The sequence below is a fragment of the Halomonas sp. TH-94 genome, assembly GCF_057473365.1.
The window spans coordinates 1-14,812 of the sequence record NZ_JBYCKL010000115.1 but is presented as its reverse complement, the minus strand read 5'-3'; the positions used below and the strand labels follow the sequence as shown (position 1 = coordinate 14,812).

Below are 14,812 nucleotides of genomic sequence, written 5' to 3'. Positions count from 1 at the left end.
GTCGCTCAGGCGCGCTGCTGCTGATGCTGGCGGCGGGCTGGACACCGGCCGCCATGGCTGAAGGCGTCATGGACACCCTTCAGCTGCACGGCTTTCTCAGCCAGGCGGTCGTCATCACCGATCACAACGATTTTTTCGGCCCCAGCAGCAGCGGTGGCAGTCTCAAGTACACCGAAATCGGCGCCAACGCTTCACTCCGGCCCCATCGCGACGTGCTGCTGGCGGCCCAGGTGCTCAGTCGTCGTGCCGGCGGCGAAGGCAGTGACGCCCGGCCGGCTCTCGATTACGGCGTGATCGATTACCAGCCCTTGTCCAATCAGCAGCGAACTCTGGGGGTGCAGGTAGGACGGTTCAAGAATCCTCTCGGTTTTTACAATCAGACCCGAGATGTCGCCTTCACGCGGCCCAGCATCTTGCTACCTCAATCGATCTATTTCGATCGCACTCGCTCGCTCGGCCTTGCTGCGGATGGCATGACCGTGTACCACGAGGAGCGCTTGCCAACCGGGGTGATACGCACCCAGATAGGCGTAGGAGATATACAGGCTGGGGACGACTTGAGACGAACCATGCGGCTCGAAAATACTCCTGGTTCGCTTGAGCCACGACGCTCGGCTATCGGCCAAATACGCTATGAGCATGATGGTGGACGGGTCGTGGCAGCTCTCAGCGCTGCAAATGCTCGCGCTCGCTTCGTCTCCGACACACCGCAGGTCAGCAATGGTACCTTCGACTTCAAGCCTTGGATTTTTTCGCTCCAGTACAACGCCGAGCATTGGAGCCTGACCGGGGAGTATGCACTCAGGCAATCCACCCTTGCAGGCTTCGCCAACCCCTTCCTCAATATCGATGTCACTGGGGAAAGTTGGTACGTACAGTATACGAGGCGCTTTCTCGATAACTGGCAGTGGCTGGTGCGGTTCGACAGCCTGGTGAGCAATAGAGACGATCGCTCCGGGCGTGCATTTGAAGCCATGGGCGGTGGACCGGCACATACCCAGTATGCAGACGACATAACCTTGGGCTTGCAATGGAATGTGACCCCGCGAGTCCTGCTTGCAGCCGAATATCACCACATCGATGGAACCGCCTGGTTACCTCTTCAGGATGAACCCGACCCCAGCGAGACGCGGCGACGCTGGAACATGCTGCTGTTTCAACTCTCACTGCGCTTCTGAGTTGCGTCAACGCAACGTTTCACCGTCAAGCCTGGGACAGCCAGCATGATCTCTTCTTCCTCCCAAGAGCCACAGCTCCGCCTCAGCCTGACCTGGCGGGTACTTGCACTGAGCAGCCTGCTGCTGTTGGTGCTCGCGGGCCTGTTCACCTGGCTCGGTCATGCCAACCTGACCCGCCAGTTCGAGGAGAGCCGCAGCGCGAGCAACGAACGGGAAGCGCGCGAGATTCAACTTGCCCTGCAGCGATCCGAAGTGAGCCTACTGCAGATCGCCGCCCTGGCAGCCGCCTCTCCCGATCTGGGGCCGGCCCTGGCAGCGAGCGATCAGGCTGCATTGATCGACTCTCTTTCCTCCCAATGGCCCACGCTGCAGCTCGAAGCCGGCGTCGACGAGATCCTCATTTTCGATGATATGGGACGCCAACTGGCCGATTGGGGCGAGGGCCAGGTCGACAAGCAGCGCCCTGTTCAGGACTGGGTCGAACAGGTGATGGAAACCGAGTTCCCCCTCTCTGCGCTGCGCTGCGCCAACGACTGCCGGCAGTATGCAGCCGTTCCCATTCTGGTCGCCGGAGAGAGTGTCGGCATGGTGATACTGTCGCGCTCTCTGGCCGACGTGACGCGCCAAGCCCAGCAGGTTTCGGGAAGCGATGTGGCCCTGTTGATCACCGGCTCGCTCGAAACGGAAATCGTGCCCGAGCGACACATGACGGGCTGGAACGGCCAACTGGTGGCCCTGACCAACCCGGAAAGCTATCTTCCCCTGCTGCATCAGGCCTCGCAGAAGGTCATGCTCAGCGACATCCTCGAAACACCGCTGCGGCTGCATCGCCAAGGGCGCGATTACGAGCTCTCCGCCGTGCGCATGGAAGCCGATCAAAACCGACGCAGCAGCGGTTTCTTTCTTCTCGCCGCCGATATCACCCAGCAGATTTCCGCCATCCAGAGCAATACCCGCAACCTCCTGCTGGTCGGGATCGGCGGCTGGTTGGCCGCCGAGCTTCTGTTGCTGGTCATTCTGCTGCGCCCCATGGCCCGGCTGCGACGCCTGGCCGGGGTGCTGCCGGCCCTGGCTCATGGGGGCTTCGCCGAAACCCGGCGGGCCATTCCCCCCCCGAGCACTCACCTGCAGGACGAAATCGACGTGCTCGAGGGGACGACCCTAGCCCTGTCCGACCAGTTGGAAGCTCTCGGACAGGAGGTCACCGCACGCGGGCAACAGCTGGCCGAGCGGGTCGACGAGCTGGCCCGCGAGCGCGATTTCGTTGGCAGCCTGCTGGATACGGCACGCGTATTCATCGTCACTCAGGACGACCAGGAGAGGATTACGCTGGTCAATGAACATGCTCTTTCCACGCTTTCCATGCAGGAGGAGCGCCTGCTGGGCCGGCAGTTCGACGATGTCTTCATGCCCCGCCTGAGCGATGCTCCCAGCGAGGCGGCATCCCAGGAGGAACGCAGCCTGGTGACGGCAGATGGCCGCCAACGGACCATCGCCTGGTATCACGCTCCGCTAACGTTACATGGCGACGACCGTGCGGCACGCATTTCGGTCGGGCTCGATATCACCGAGCGCAAGCTGGCCGAGGCTCGACTTACCTGGCTGGCCGAGCGTGACCCGCTGACCGAACTCTACAACCGCCGCTACTTCCAGGAAGCGCTGGGCAACGTGATGCGCCGGGGCCGCGCCGGAGCCGTACTGCTGCTGGACCTGGACCACTTCAAGGACGTCAACGAACTCAGCGGACACCACACCGGTGACCGCCTTTTACGCATGGTGGCCGACACGCTGTTCCAGGAGTTCGGCCACTGCGGCATCATTGCACGTTTGGGCGGCGATGAATTTGCGCTGTTGTTGGAAGGCGCCGATACCCGAAGAGCCATCAGTATCGCCAAGCAGATCACGCCGCTGCTGGACGGCACCGGCCTGGATGCCGGTGGGCAACGTCACCGGGCCACGGCCAGCCTCGGCATCGCCCTGTTCCCGATCCATGGTGATAACCCCGCTGACCTGATGGCCAACGCCGACCTTGCCATGTACAAGGCCAAGGAGAGCAGCTCGCAGCGCTGGCATCTTCTCTCTACGCTGGAGCGCGCCAAGGATGAGCTGCAAGAGCGCGTTTACTGGGTGGAGCGGATACGCCAGGCGATAGAGGAAGAGGGATTCGAGCTGATGGTGCAGCCGATCATGCGCTTGATTGACGGCGACGTACGCCACTATGAAGTTCTATTGCGTATGCGCGGGCCCAAAGGTGCACTCATCTCCCCTGCCCATTTCATTGGCGTGGCCGAGCGCAGCGGTCAAATCGTGCAGATAGATCGCTGGGTGCTACGACACAGTCTGCGCGCCTTGAGCCAGGTGCAGGAGCAAGGCATCAGCCTCTCCGTCAATTTGTCCGGTCAGACGCTGCACGACCAAGGGCTCAAGCAATTTCTCATGGATGAACTGGCCGCGTGCGGCGCCGACCCCCGCCACCTGATTCTGGAGATTACGGAAACCGCCGCGGTCACCGACTTCTCAAGTGCTCGAGGCGTGCTCCAAGCCCTACGTGACCTGGGCTGTCGCACCGCTCTGGATGATTTCGGAGTCGGCTTCAGCAGTTTCCACTACCTCGGCGAGCTACCCGTCGACTTCATCAAGATCGACGGCGCTTTCATTCGCACCTTGATCACCAGCCAGGATAGCCAAGTCATCGTCAAGGCCATCGCCGACATCGCCGCAGGCTTCGGTAAACGAGCCATTGCCGAGTTCGTCGATCAGGAGGCTCTGATTCCACTACTGACCTCCTACGGCATCGAGTATGGTCAAGGCTATCATCTGGGTAAGCCTGCGCTTCTCAATGATACCTTCGAAGCTTTTCTCAAAAGCTGAGTGTAAGCAACCATTTATCTTCAATGGTTTACTATGACAAGGTCAATGCAAGGAGTGCAAAATGGAACGCAGCAGGCCCCTCGATCAAGGAACGAGCAACCGTAGTGAGCTCTTTCAACAATTGGATGAAGATTTTGTCTTCAAGCTAGCCTCTAGCGAAAAAGACAGACAACGCGTCTATCGATTGCGATACAAGGTCTACTGTCAAGAAATCGGTTATACCCCGCCCTACAATGATAACTCCGCCCTGGAGTTGGACATCTACGACGAAAATGCACTTCACTGTATGTTGGAGCACAGGAAATCCGGCATCGTGGCAGGCTGTTTCCGGCTAGTCCTGCCTGCACCTGAAGCCATGAACTCGGCGATCAGGCTCCCGCTTCAAGAGTACGGTGGCAGGAGTCTGACGCATACGACGCTGCACCCCGACCTGCTCCCCTTTAATGAAATCTGCGAGATCTCACGCTTCGCCACAGCAAGGGAATTTCGCAATCGGCCCATCAATCATGAGACGCTGGACGAAGGCAGCATCACATACGAATTCTCACCCGAGGAGCGACGCGTCTTTCCATTACTTACGATCGTGCTTTTCCTGGCCACCCATGCACTAGTCGATTTGGTTGAGCGCCGACATATTTTTGCCATGATGTCATCGCGTCTGCCAAGGCTACTGGCCATGTCGGGGTTTCGCTTCACGCGGATCGGAGAAGCGATCGAACTCCATGGCAAGCGAAATGCCTTCTATATCGACAATCACGAAGCCCAGCGGGACATGAATCGTGAGCTGGTGGAACCCTATCTGAGGGTGCGAAAACAACTCGCCCCTCAGCTGTCGCGGGCGCTTAGCGACCGGTCCCTGATTAACCTGGTGCAACCGTCCTGAGGGCCAGGGCAGTCAGCCCCGGTCCTGGCCACGCGTAGAGCGCTGCTGCCTGGGCGAAATCATGCGCACCCTGACCTTGGTGCGTGACTTGGGTTCCGGTGCCGGCTGGCCTTGGGATGTGGCTGCCTCCTGCTCTTCGGCAGTGGGTTGATAGGGTGGACGAATAACGACCCAGGCGAAGACCGGCAGCGCAAGCTGCCAGCGAATGGCGGCCAGACGCAGGCCGAGCGTCACCGCCAGCGCCAGCCCGATGGCGATACCGGCCGGCGTGCCCAGCTCCCCCAGCCCGACATAGGTAATGCCACCGGCGATGGAGGCCGTAGCGTACACTTCCTGACGCAGCACCATCGGCACACGGCGCGCCAGTACGTCGCGCACCATACCGCCGGCCACCCCCGTCAACAGCCCCATCAGCACCGCCACCACGCCGGGCGCCTCGAGCTGCAGCGCCTTGTGGGCACCGATCACCGTGAACAGTGCAAGGCCGAAGGCATCGGCCACCGGCAGAAAGACCCGCGAGAGACGATGGATATAGTGGAAGCCGATGATGGAAAGACCCACGGTAGCCAGTATCACCCATAGGTAAGTCGGGTCGGCGACCCAGAATACCGGGCGTACGCCGAGCACCAAATCACGCAAGGTGCCACCGCCGATGCCCGTGACGGCCGCCAGTACCAACATGCCGAACGGGTCCATGCGTGAGCGACAGGCAATGACGACGCCCGAAAGCGCAAAGACGACCACGCCCGCCATGTCCAGCCAATAGATCAGCCCTGTCATGTCAGCCCCACGCTATTGATAAGTCACCACGAGAAAGCTCACCAGCTCGCCTTCACCGCAGTTCTCGATGGTGTGCTCCACGTCGGCGTTGTAGTGGGCCGAATCGCCCGGGCTCAGCTCACAGCGGTTCTCCCCTGCCAGGATGCGCGCCTGCCCTTGGGTCACGGTCAGCAACTCGCGGGTTCCTTCAAAGTGGGCGGCACTGTGCAAACGAGCCCCAGGAGCCAGACGCACTTCGTAGAACTCCACGTTCTTCTCCATGTGCAGCGGCGAGAGCGTGCGTATGCGGCAATCGCGGTCGTCGCGGAAGAGCTGGCTGGCATCATCGCTGCGAACCACCTCGATACGCGAGGCCGTCCACGGTTGATCCACCAGATCCCCGATGTTCATGCCGAACGCCTGGGCGATACGCAGGGTCACCGCCAGGGTCGGGTTGGCCTTGCCCCGTTCGATCTGGCTGAGCATCGAACGGCTGACTCCCGAGGCCGCCGCCAACTGCTCCAAAGTGAGGCCGCGACGTTTGCGCAGCTCGATAACGCGGCTGGAAAGGCTGCCGGCTTCCGTCTGAGCTTCGCTCATGATCCTGTCATCCACCTACACTTCTCCTCTACGGGCAGCCGCACCGGGAACAGACCGGATCGGGATAGGTCGCTTGGATTCAGGCAATTTCCACAATAAAGGAATAATTTCTTGCATGAGGGAAATATTCTGCAATACTGGAATCAATTCCTCTATCGTAAACCTTGCTCACCCTGACCGCCACCCAATGACAAAGACAGGAAGGTAGCCCGATGAAAGCACTGATCAAGAAGGAGGCATCACCCGGCCTCTGGCTGGATGAGGTGCCTGACCCACAGGTCGGCATCAACGACGTGCTGATCAAGGTGAAACGCACTGCCATTTGCGGCACCGACGTGCATATCTACAAGTGGGACAGCTGGGCCCAGAAGACCATCCCGGTGCCCATGGTCGTTGGTCATGAGTTCGTCGGTGAGATCGTCGAAGTGGGCTCCAACGTCAATGACTTCCATCCGGGCCAGATCGTCTCCGGCGAGGGTCACGTGGTGTGCGGCCGCTGCAGGAACTGTCTGGCCGGGCGCCGCCACCTGTGCGCCCATACCAGCGGCGTGGGGGTCAATCGCCCTGGAGCCTTTGCCGAATATGTTGCCCTGCCCATGTCCAACGTGTGGGAGCACAAGCCGGGCATCGATCTCGACGTTGCCGCCATTTTCGATCCTCTGGGCAATGCCGTGCACACCGCGCTGCAGTTCGACCTGCTCGGCGAGGACGTACTGATCACCGGCGCCGGGCCGATCGGTGCTATGGCCGCCGCCGTGTGCCGCCACGCCGGGGCACGCCACGTGGTGGTGACGGACCTCAACCCGGGTCGCCTGGAGCTGGCCAAGCGCCTGGGCGCCACGCGTACCGTAGACGTACGTCACGAGACGCTACCCGACGTTCAGCGCGAGCTGGGGCTGACCGAAGGCTTCGACGTGGGTCTGGAGATGTCCGGCAGCCCCGCTGCCTTCCGCGACATGCTGGCCAACATGTGCCACGGCGGCAAGGTTTCGATGCTCGGCATCCCCACCGAGGAGATCGCCATCGACTGGAATACGGTGATCTTCAACATGCTGACGCTGAAGGGAATCTATGGCCGCGAGATGTACGAGACCTGGTACAAGATGTCGGTGATGATCGAATCCGGTCTCGACATCTCGCCAGTCATCACCCATCGCCTGCCCTACACCGAATTCCAGCAGGGTTTCGATGCCATGCTGAGCGGTGAAGCGAGCAAGGTCATCCTCAACTGGGAGTCATGACATGTACGGAGCCTTCAAAGAGCATCTGAGCGGCGAGCTGGACGCCATTCGTCAGGCGGGGCTGTACAAACACGAGCGCCAGTTGACCACACCCCAGGGTGCGCACGTCGGCATCAGCGCCGGCCAGGAGGTGCTCAACCTGTGCGCCAACAACTACCTGGGGCTGGCCCAGCATCCCGAGGTCAATGCGGCAGCGAAGGAAGGCCTGGAAGAGTGGGGCTACGGCTTGGCCTCGGTGCGCTTCATCTGCGGCACCCAGAGTTTGCACAAGCAGCTCGAGCAGCGCCTGACCGACTTTCTCGGCACGGAGGACACCATCCTCTACCCCTCCTGCTTCGACGCCAACGGCGGACTGTTCGAGACCCTTCTCGGCGCCGAGGATGCAGTGATCTCCGACGAGCTCAACCATGCCAGCATCATCGACGGTGTACGGCTCTGCAAGGCACGGCGCTACCGCTATCGCAACAACGACATGGCCGATCTCGAGGAGCAGCTGAAAGCCGCCGACCGCGACGGTGCGCGCTTCAAGCTGATCACTACCGATGGCGTGTTCTCCATGGACGGCTACATCGCTCGGCTCGACGAGATCTGCAACCTGGCCGAGCGCTATGACGCCCTGGTGCACTTCGACGACTGCCATGCCACGGGCTTTCTCGGCGAGGGCGGCCGCGGTACCCACGAGTATCGCGGCTGCATGGATCGTATCGACATCACGACCGGCACACTGGGCAAGGCGCTGGGCGGCGCCAGCGGCGGCTACACCAGCGGCAAGCGCGAAGTCATAGAGCTGCTGCGCCAGCGCTCTCGGCCCTATCTGTTCTCGAACACCGTGGCACCGCCGGTGGTTGCCGGCGCGCTGAAGGCCATCGAGCTTGCCGCCGAGTCCCGCGAGCTGCGCGACCGGCTAAAGGAGAACACGGCCTTCTTCCGCGAAGGGCTCGAGCGACTCGGCTTCGAGCTGCTGCCAGGCGAGCACCCCATCGTGCCGGTGATGCTGCACGACGCGGGGCTTGCTGCCCGCTTCGCCGATGAAATGCTCAAGGAGGGCATCTACGTGATCGCCTTCTCCTACCCGGTGGTACCCCAGGGCAAGGCGCGCATTCGTACCCAGATGTCCGCCGCCCTGAGCCGCGACGACCTGGAGTTCGCCCTGGCCGCCTTCGGGCGAGTCAAGGAACGCCTGGGGCTATAGCCTTCGAACGAATATCCCTTCCGAACCCGGCCGGGACGTTGCCCGGCCGGCCCGAAAGCTTCCTACCACCTTGGTCGTAGATTCACCAAAAGTCGGGAAACTCCCGGCATACTGCCGAACTGAAACGTTAAAGTTCAGCGACGGTGACCATGACTCTGATCTCGGAAAAACTCCGCTCGCCTGCACTGCCTGACACCGTGGTTGCCCGCGAAAGGCTGAACGATTGCTTCGCACTCAGCGACCGGGTGCGTTTGCTGATGGTCCAGGCGCCTCCGGGCTACGGCAAGAGTACCCTGCTGGCCGAGCGTCTGACCCAGTTGGAACAGCCCTCGGCCTGGCTGTGCCTGGATACCCGAGACGACGAGCCGGAGCGCTTCGCCATCTACTTTCGCCAAGCGTTGGTCAATCTGTGCCGTGAACTCGGTCTGACGCTCGAACTACCGCTAGCCGGCAGCCTGCCCGAAGCCTTCGAGATCTGGCTTGCCCTGCTCCCAGCCCATGCCGCTCCGGGTCGGCTTGTCCTCGATGACGTCCAGCACCTGAACCATCCGCTGATTCTGGAAAGTCTGCGTCACTGGCTTTGCCATCAGCCCCCCTGGTTGACGTTGACCCTCGCTTCGCGCACCCGCCCCGACCTGGGCCTGCCGGAGCTGCGCCTGCGAGGCGAGCTGGAGGAGATCGGCCTGGCGGAGCTGGCTTTCGACAACGAAGAGGCGCAGACACTGTGCGCCGAGCAACTCAGCCTGCCGCCGACCCGGGTCAGCCTGGAGCGTGCCCTGCGCCGCACTGAGGGGTGGCCGTTGGCTCTCGCCTGGCTGATCGAGCGCACCACGACCCTGGCCTCCTTCGATACGCTGCTGGAGCGACTCGATGGCAATCACCCGGACTTCGTCGCCTGGTTCGACGAGTTGCTGGAGCGCTGCGTCGACGAACAGGACCGTCAACTGCTGCTGCAGCTCGGGGTGCTGGAGCGCTTCTCGCCCGCTCTGGTCGCCAGGCTGCTGGAAGGCGAGCGGCTTTCTCAGCGGCTTGAGGCACTGGAAAGGAAGGGCCTGTTTCTGGAGCGAGTGGAGCCTCATAGCCAATGGTTTCGCTTCCACCGGCTGTTCGCCGGCTACCTGCACCATCGTCGTCATGAGCTGAGCCTGACCACCCAGCACGAGCTGCATCAACGCGCCAGCAATGCCTGGCTGCGCCTGGGCAATCCAGCCCTGGCGCTGGGCCAGGCCATCGAGGCCGAAGCGCCCGAGCCGCTGGCCGAACTGCTCGAACGTGAGGGGCCGGACCTGCTGGCCAACGGCCACTTCTCGCTGCTGGCACGCGGACTTACCGCGCTTGGCGATACCCGTCTGGTCGATTCTCCGCGGCTCACCTTGCTGCACGGCTGGGCCTCACATGCCCAATACCATTTCGATCGTACCCGACAGGCCATCGGCTGGATCGAAGCACAGCTCGAGCTCCCCGACTGGGCGGAGCTGGGCGCAGAGTTTGCCACCCTGCGGGCGCAGCTGGCGATCAACCAGGGCGATGCCGAACAGGCCGCACCGCTGGCTGAGCAGGCATTGACCCTACCGCCCCGCTATCTGGCCACCACGCCGCTTACCGCCGCTGCGATTCTGGCCGAAGCACGCTTCGTGCAAGGCAGCCTTGAAGAGTCGCTGCAACGAGTCCATGGCGTGGAGCAGGAGGCCAGCCGTCTCGGCGATGCGCAGACGCTGCTATGGGCGCTGTGCCATCAATCCGAGACGCTGGTGGCTCAGGGTCGCCTGCAGGCCGCCTTCGACGTTCAGGAGCGAGCCCTCGCCCACGTCGAGCGCGCCGGGCTGGATCGCCTGCCGGTATGTGAGTTCCTCTACCGCATTCGCAGCCAGGTGCTGTGGGAGTGGCAGCGCCTGGAGGAGTCGGAACAGGCGGCGCTGAAGGGCATCGAGGTGCTCGACACCCAAGGCGAACGCTGGACACTGCAGTGCCACATCGGCCTGGCCAAGGTGGCGCTTTCACGGGGCGATCAGGCCCAATGCGCCGATCATATCCGGCGCCTGCGCAAGATCCTGGTTCAGGGTGACTATCATATCGACTGGCAGGCCAACGCCCATGCCGTTCAGCTCGCCTGGTGGCAGGCCAACGGCGACCTCGATGCCGTATCCCGCTGGTTACAGGAAGCGCCACCCGGCGAGCCCACGCGGGCCAGCAACCACTTCGCCCAATGCAATCTACGCAACCACGCGCGCGCCATGATCCTGCTGGGCCGCTACGACGACGCCGAGGCGCTGCTCGTCGAACTGGAGCGTCAAACCGAGCGCCTGGGTCTGATCACCGACGCCAATCGCAACCGGATCTGTCTGGCCGGGCTGCACTGGCAGCGCGGTAGACAGGCAACGGCAATGGCGCATCTGAGTCAGGCACTGGCATTGGCCACTCGCACGGTGCTGAGCGGCAGTTTCCTGCGCCTGGGTCGAGCACTGCCGGAAATGCTCGAATGCCTGCTGGCGGAACAGGAGATGGAGCCTCTGGCCCGGGGCCACGCCGAAAGGCTACTCGAGCTCGCCCGCCGTCAGCGTGAATTCGGCCGCGCCGTGCGCCTGATGCTCGACGATTCGGTCATCGATGACATCGTCTCGCGCCCCGATGTGCCGGAGCTGATACGCACCTCACCGCTGACCCGTCGAGAATGGCAGATTCTCGGCTTGATTCATGCCGGGCTCTCCAACGAGCAGATCTCCGAGCAGCTCTCGGTCGCCCCCACCACGGTCAAGACGCATATTCGCAGCCTCTACCAAAAGCAGAACATACGTCGCCGTGAAGAAGCCATCGCCCTGGCCGGCCAGTTGCTGTCGCGTATCCAGGGCGAGTAGAGCCTGCGGACGGACTCCGCCCCCTCTCTACGCCTCCAGTAGAGCAGGGCGTAGAGGATTCCTCTTGCTGCCCATGCCGTCACCATCGTCATTACGTTTCGTATTGGCACGATGGGAGGGTCAAGTATGAACTCACAGCAAATAGTGGGCAGGCAGGGGCAGGAGTGGTGGCGCGGCGCGGTGATCTACCAGATCTATCCTCGCAGCTTCATGGATAGCAACGGCGACGGCATCGGCGATCTGCAGGGCATCATCGACAAGCTCGACTACATCGCTTCGTTGAATGTCGACGCCATCTGGATCTCACCGTTCTTCACTTCACCGATGAAGGACTTCGGCTACGACGTGGCCGACTATCGCAACGTCGACCCCATGTTCGGCACCCTGGAAGACTTCGACCGCCTGGTGGAGGCCGCTCACGCCCACGGGCTGAAGGTCACCATCGACCAGGTGCTCTCGCACACGTCCGACCTTCACCCTTGGTTCGCCGAGAGCCGGGGCAGCCGCGACAATCCCAAGGCCGACTGGTACGTGTGGGCCGATGCCAAGGCCGACGGCTCGCCCCCCACCAACTGGCAGTCGGTGTTCGGCGGCAGCGCCTGGCAGTGGGACACCCGGCGCTGCCAGTACTACCTGCATAACTTCCTGACCAGCCAGCCGGATCTCAATTTCCGCAACCCGGAGGTGGTCGAGGCCATTCTCGAAGAAGTGCGCTTCTGGCTCGACCGCGGTGTCGACGGTTTTCGCCTGGATGCAGTCAATTTCTGCACGCATGGAGCGCTCGTGGACAACCCGCCCCGCAGCGGCTCCGCCGAAGGCTTTCTTGGGGTCCGTGCGGACAATCCCTACGGCTACCAGTTACACCTGCACGACAAGACCCAGCCGGAGAATCTCACCTTGCTGGAGAAGCTCCGTGCACTGCTCGACGAGTATCCCGGCACCACCAGCGTCGGCGAAGTCGGCGACGACGACTCGCTCAATGTGATGGCGACCTACACCCAAGGCGGCAAGCGTCTGCACATGGCCTACTCCTTCGACCTGCTGGGCGAGCGCCACGATCCCGAATTCCTGTATCAGACCATGACTGCCATGGAGGAGCGCATCGGCGACGGCTGGCCATGCTGGGCGTTGGGCAACCATGACGTACCGCGTCTGGCGACACGCTGGAACGCCCAGGACGACCCGGCCAGGCTGCGCCTTTATCTCGCTTTCCTGCTGACCCAGCGCGGCAGCGTCTGCCTGTATCAGGGCGAGGAGCTGGGCCTGCCTGAAGCCGAGCTAACCCTGGAGCAGCTCGTCGACCCGGCCGGCATCACCTTCTGGCCGGCCTACAAGGGGCGCGACGGCTGCCGTACGCCGCAACCCTGGTGCACCGATACGCGTCACGGCGATTTTTCCCGAGGCGAGCCCTGGCTACCGGTGCCCGACGCGCACCTGGGGCTGGCCATGCGGAGCCAGGACAAAGCCCCCGACTCCCTGCTCAATGCCTATCGCGCCCTCCTCGCCTTCCGACGCGAGCACGTGGCATTGAAGAAAGGCGAAGTACGCTACCACCCGGTGCGCGACGAGGTGCTGTGCCTGGAGCGCTACCATCCCTCCCGGCAGCCCAGCGATCGCCTGCTGGTGGCGCTGAACTTCAGCGATGAACCGCGTACTCTGCGTGCGCCCCGGGAAGCACGCCCGCTCGACGACGCACCGGCACTGGTCAACGGTACCTGGAGCGAGGGTAAGGTGCAGCTGCCGCCCTGCGGCATCGCCATCGCCCGCTGCCCGGCGGGGGAGGAGATCGCATGGGACGTCTGACACTTGCCGGCATAGGCAAGGACTACGCCGGGGTCGAGGTCTCACGCGACATCGATTTGACCATCGAGGATGGTGAGTTCGTCGTCTTCGTCGGCCCCTCCGGCTGCGGCAAGTCCACCCTGCTGCGCATGATCGCAGGGCTCGAGGAGATCAGTCGCGGCGAGATGTGTCTGGACGGGAAGCGGGTCAACGAAGTACCGCCCCAGGAGCGCGACATCGGCATGGTGTTCCAGTCCTACGCGCTCTACCCGCACATGACGGTGGCCGAGAACATGGCCTTCGGTCTCAAGCTGGCGCGTACCGACAAAGCCGAGATACGCCGCCGCGTGACACACGCGGCCGAGATGCTGCACCTGGGCGAGCTGCTCGAACGCAAGCCCAAGGAGCTCTCCGGCGGCCAGCGCCAGCGAGTGGCCATCGGCCGCACCCTGGTCAAGGAACCTGCGGTGTTCCTGTTCGACGAACCGCTCTCCAACCTCGATGCCGCCCTGAGGGTCGACATGCGCGTGCAGATCGCCGAGCTACACCGTCGCCTCGGGGCCACCATGATCTACGTCACCCACGATCAGGTGGAAGCCATGACGCTGGCCGACCGTATCGTGCTGCTGGCCGGTGGACGCATTGCCCAGGTCGGTGCACCGCTGTCGCTCTATCACTACCCCGCCACGTTAGAGGTGGCGCGCTTCATCGGCTCGCCGCGCATCAACGTCGTGCCGGTCGAGGTGCTCGATCCCGGCCGGCAGCGCACCTCGGTGCGCCTGCCCAACGGCGAGACGCTGGCCGTGGCGGCCGACGGCGCTCGACTCCGTGCCGGCGACAAGGCCACACTGGCAGTGCGCGCCGAGGACTTCGTCGCAACGAAATCTGCCGATGCCCGCCTTGCGGCACGCCTGATGGTGGCTGAAAGGCTTGGCTACGAGACGCTTGCCCATCTGCGCGTAGAGGGCGTCAGCGAGACCCTGACGCAGCGACTCGACGGCCTCACCCACCTTGAGGATGGCCAGCCCGTGGAGCTTGGGCTTTCCGGCGAGCGCTGCCACCTGTTCGCTGCCGACGGCATGGCCTGTCCGCGGCAGGTGCAGATTGCTGGCATCAGCCAGTGAGTCCAGGCAATAAATTGCCCGGCGGGCAACTTATTGCCCGCTTCAGGCAACGGATTGCCTGAATTTACTTAGCCTCTTCAACTCGCCGCATAGTTACTTCTTGTTTTTACTTAATTAGCTCGAAGCTGGCACAGCGCCTGCTGTAACTCGGCCATGTACGCCTCCAGGAGGGAGCATGGCCTCAGAAACCGGACTTCACTTCACCCTGACCTTGGCCGATATCGACGGCCTGGCCGTCATCGAGTTCACCCATCGGGAACGACTCTCCGCCCCCTTCGAGCTCTCGGTGCGCTTCGCCAGCCGCGACGGCAGCCTCTCCGCCACCGA

General features: G+C 62.8%; 10 protein-coding genes. 8 read left to right on the top strand and 2 right to left on the bottom strand.

Annotated features, from left to right (window positions below):
- The first annotated feature begins 23 nt into the window (after positions 1 to 23).
- From AC2VNO_RS19325 to AC2VNO_RS19315, 3 genes are all read left to right on the top strand, one after another.
- Positions 24 to 1,178 (top strand): hypothetical protein, encoded by a 1,155-nt coding sequence (locus tag AC2VNO_RS19325; protein ID WP_486935677.1) that lies wholly within the window; start codon positions 24 to 26, stop codon positions 1,176 to 1,178.
- 45 nt (positions 1,179 to 1,223) lie between these two features.
- A complete protein-coding gene (locus AC2VNO_RS19320) occupies positions 1,224 to 4,049 on the top strand; it encodes a bifunctional diguanylate cyclase/phosphodiesterase (RefSeq protein ID WP_486935651.1) in 2,826 nt (941 codons plus the stop codon).
- A 61-nt stretch (positions 4,050 to 4,110) separates the two neighbouring features.
- Complete coding sequence (locus AC2VNO_RS19315) at positions 4,111 to 4,932, top strand: PEP-CTERM/exosortase system-associated acyltransferase (RefSeq protein WP_486935650.1); 822 nt, start codon at positions 4,111 to 4,113, stop codon at positions 4,930 to 4,932.
- A 12-nt stretch (positions 4,933 to 4,944) separates the two neighbouring features.
- Here the strand turns inward: AC2VNO_RS19315 and AC2VNO_RS19310 are convergent, their stop codons facing one another.
- Both AC2VNO_RS19310 and AC2VNO_RS19305 read right to left on the bottom strand, forming a co-directional pair.
- A complete protein-coding gene (locus AC2VNO_RS19310; protein ID WP_486935649.1) occupies positions 4,945 to 5,712 on the bottom strand; it encodes a trimeric intracellular cation channel family protein in 768 nt (255 codons plus the stop codon).
- A 12-nt stretch (positions 5,713 to 5,724) separates the two neighbouring features.
- Complete coding sequence (locus AC2VNO_RS19305; protein ID WP_486935648.1) at positions 5,725 to 6,306, bottom strand: helix-turn-helix domain-containing protein; 582 nt, start codon at positions 6,304 to 6,306, stop codon at positions 5,725 to 5,727.
- A gap of 197 nt (positions 6,307 to 6,503) precedes the next feature.
- Here AC2VNO_RS19305 and tdh point away from each other — a divergent pair, with 197 nt between their 5' ends.
- The 5 genes from tdh to ugpC all read left to right on the top strand — a co-directional run bounded on the left by tdh (position 6,504) and on the right by ugpC (position 14,485).
- Positions 6,504 to 7,532, top strand: coding sequence for an L-threonine 3-dehydrogenase (gene tdh / locus AC2VNO_RS19300; protein ID WP_486935647.1), 1,029 nt, complete (start codon positions 6,504 to 6,506; stop codon positions 7,530 to 7,532).
- 1 nt (position 7,533) lies between these two features.
- Positions 7,534 to 8,724 carry a glycine C-acetyltransferase gene (kbl, locus tag AC2VNO_RS19295; RefSeq protein WP_486935646.1) on the top strand — a complete coding sequence of 397 codons (1,191 nt, stop codon included), beginning with the start codon at positions 7,534 to 7,536 and terminating at the stop codon, positions 8,722 to 8,724.
- A 149-nt stretch (positions 8,725 to 8,873) separates the two neighbouring features.
- Positions 8,874 to 11,579 carry an HTH-type transcriptional regulator MalT gene (gene malT, locus AC2VNO_RS19290; protein ID WP_486935645.1) on the top strand — a complete coding sequence of 902 codons (2,706 nt, stop codon included), beginning with the start codon at positions 8,874 to 8,876 and terminating at the stop codon, positions 11,577 to 11,579.
- Positions 11,580 to 11,705: 126 nt separating this feature from the next.
- Positions 11,706 to 13,382 (top strand): alpha-amylase family glycosyl hydrolase, encoded by a 1,677-nt coding sequence (locus AC2VNO_RS19285; protein WP_486935644.1) that lies wholly within the window; start codon positions 11,706 to 11,708, stop codon positions 13,380 to 13,382.
- Positions 13,370 to 14,485, top strand: coding sequence for a sn-glycerol-3-phosphate ABC transporter ATP-binding protein UgpC (gene ugpC / locus AC2VNO_RS19280; protein WP_486935643.1), 1,116 nt, complete (start codon positions 13,370 to 13,372; stop codon positions 14,483 to 14,485). The genes AC2VNO_RS19285 and ugpC overlap by 13 nt, the downstream gene beginning before the upstream one ends.
- The last annotated feature ends 327 nt before the right edge of the window (positions 14,486 to 14,812 follow it).

Bases quoted from the DNA above. Each gene is read 5' to 3' on its own strand.
- AC2VNO_RS19325 (WP_486935677.1), top strand. From the start codon at position 24: ATGCTGGCGGCGGGCTGGACACCGGCCGCCATGGCTGAAGGCGTCATG.
- AC2VNO_RS19320 (WP_486935651.1), top strand. From the start codon at position 1,224: ATGATCTCTTCTTCCTCCCAAGAGCCACAGCTCCGCCTCAGCCTGACC.
- AC2VNO_RS19315 (WP_486935650.1), top strand. From the start codon at position 4,111: ATGGAACGCAGCAGGCCCCTCGATCAAGGAACGAGCAACCGTAGTGAG.
- AC2VNO_RS19310 (WP_486935649.1), bottom strand. From the start codon at position 5,712: ATGACAGGGCTGATCTATTGGCTGGACATGGCGGGCGTGGTCGTCTTT.
- tdh (WP_486935647.1), top strand. From the start codon at position 6,504: ATGAAAGCACTGATCAAGAAGGAGGCATCACCCGGCCTCTGGCTGGAT.
- kbl (WP_486935646.1), top strand. From the start codon at position 7,534: ATGTACGGAGCCTTCAAAGAGCATCTGAGCGGCGAGCTGGACGCCATT.
- malT (WP_486935645.1), top strand. From the start codon at position 8,874: ATGACTCTGATCTCGGAAAAACTCCGCTCGCCTGCACTGCCTGACACC.
- AC2VNO_RS19285 (WP_486935644.1), top strand. From the start codon at position 11,706: ATGAACTCACAGCAAATAGTGGGCAGGCAGGGGCAGGAGTGGTGGCGC.
- ugpC (WP_486935643.1), top strand. From the start codon at position 13,370: ATGGGACGTCTGACACTTGCCGGCATAGGCAAGGACTACGCCGGGGTC.